Here is a 1,897-nt window from a genome sequence, read left to right on the forward strand (position 1 = left end):
GTGCGGAACATGCCCATCGAACCCTATCTGCGAGCCAATGCCTGGCGGACCTTTGGTGGTTCCGACACGGTGACCTATGACGGTATTGACCGGATCAAAAGTGAACACACAGCGTCCACCGCAGACCTTGGCGTGGGCATTGTCGCCAAGCTGTCATCCGCCATCAGCGTCTACCTGGCTGCGGACTACAACACCAATCTGGATGGCAACCCGCTGGAGGGGGTCAGCGGTAACGTGGGAATTCGGGGGAGTTGGTAATCGCGTAGCCAGCTAACGAAAGCCTCTAAACCGGGGCTTTCAAGATGATTGCGCGTGCAAACAAGAACTTAGAGAAAGCTTAAATATCAAATATTTGACGCTCTTAAAATAACGCTACCGCCCATCATTCAACTTCTTGACGCGGGGTCTGCGGTCTTCTTAGCTTCACTTTACTACCCCCGGAAATACCATCCGGGGCAAGCCTCGAAACTCCTGCGCAAGCGGGCGGGTGGGCTTTGCCTCATTGAATTCGGTCGCCCCTCATTCGGGGTAGGAGAGACGCCATAGCGGGATAAGGCATGCCATTGCAAGGTAGACCTCCATGAAAACTTCAATCACCCCACAAGAGATCAAAATCACCATTTGTGCCGTTTCGACTACGTTGTTGCTCTGTTCCTCCATGGAGGTTCAGGCAGGTAATGCCGAAGAGGAGTCGACGCCCTGGTATCGCCAGGACATTCCAGTGTTTACCTTGCCGACACCGGATTCGACCTTCACCGGACCTTACAGCTCCAACCCGCGCCTCGACACTCAGCCACTGACCATCAATGAAGCTGCCCCTGCCGCCTGGGAGCGGGTATATGGCCAGGCCTCCAGGCAGGCTGAAAGCGACTTCCTCACCTCGCAGTACGCCGACCACCTGTCCAGGGGACCGGCGCTCTACACCTTGAAAAATGACAGCGGGCACACCCAGCGTGTCGGCCTGGTCGCAGGTCAGAGCCAGTTCCAGGGCAACAGCAATGGCATGTTGACCTCGCGCACCGTCGCCGACCCGCGACATGACAGCCTGAACCTCGAAGGCCCGAGCATGGGTGCCTACTGGAGCCTGACCGGCCCGCAAGGCTGGCATGTGGATTTGACCGCGAGCGGCGGCCGGGTCAATGGCTTCAGCCGCAGCGAACAGGGCGCCCGGCAGGCCGCCGAAGGTAGTGCGGTGACGCTGTCGGTCGAAGGTGGCTTCCCCATCGGCATCAGCGAAAACTGGGTCGTTGAACCCCAGGCGCAGTTGATCAATCAACGGATCAGCCTGGACCCCATGAATGGCGGCAACGGCACCGCCTCGTCCAGCGATTTGACGTCCTGGAGTGGCCGGGTCGGAGCCCGCTTGAAAGGTAGCTACGAAATTCGCGGGCTGCCGGTCGAACCCTATGTGCGGACCAACTTGTGGCATACGGTGTATAGCGGCGACACGCTGAGCCTCGACCGTGTCGACAAGATCAGCAGCAGTCGCAAATCCTCCACCGTCGATCTGGGCCTTGGCCTGGTGGCCAAAGTCTCGCCCACCGTGAGCCTGTACATCAGCGCCGACTACAGCAGCGATGTCGACGACAACGACCTTAATGGTTTGATTGGCAGTCTGGGTGTGCGGATGCGTTGGTGAGGGTTTGCTTGTGGTGAGGGGGCTTGCCCCCATAGGCGCTAACCAAATCTCTCGCTCCATAGCTCATCTTGCTGGTATCCCCGCTTTTTTCGCGGGGATTCGCGCAGTGCACGACTGAAGTAATCCCATTTCTCAAGACACGTAAACAACGACAAGCGGGGACTGATCACGCTACAAAGCAACCAATGGATAAAGGCCATTTCACGCCAGCGACAACGCCTCTGAGCCACGTTTTCTTGAATGCCCCTCGCTCTCGAC

Annotated in this window: 2 protein-coding genes; both read left to right on the forward strand. The window is 58.0% G+C overall.

Translation table 11 applies throughout. The annotated features are described in order from the left end of the window. The coding region (locus tag F8N85_RS33800; protein WP_150807670.1) for an autotransporter outer membrane beta-barrel domain-containing protein at positions 1–258 on the forward strand (258 nt) is incomplete at its 5' end. 322 nt (positions 259–580) lie between these two features. Then, a complete protein-coding gene (locus F8N85_RS33805) occupies positions 581–1,639 on the forward strand; it encodes an autotransporter outer membrane beta-barrel domain-containing protein (protein WP_150803540.1) in 1,059 nt (352 codons plus the stop codon). The last annotated feature ends 258 nt before the right edge of the window (positions 1,640–1,897 follow it).

The organism is Pseudomonas fluorescens, assembly GCF_902497875.1.
GTDB lineage: Bacteria > Pseudomonadota > Gammaproteobacteria > Pseudomonadales > Pseudomonadaceae > Aquipseudomonas > Aquipseudomonas fluorescens_BR.

Bases quoted from the DNA above. Each gene is read 5' to 3' on its own strand.
- F8N85_RS33805 (WP_150803540.1), top strand. From the start codon at position 581: ATGAAAACTTCAATCACCCCACAAGAGATCAAAATCACCATTTGTGCC.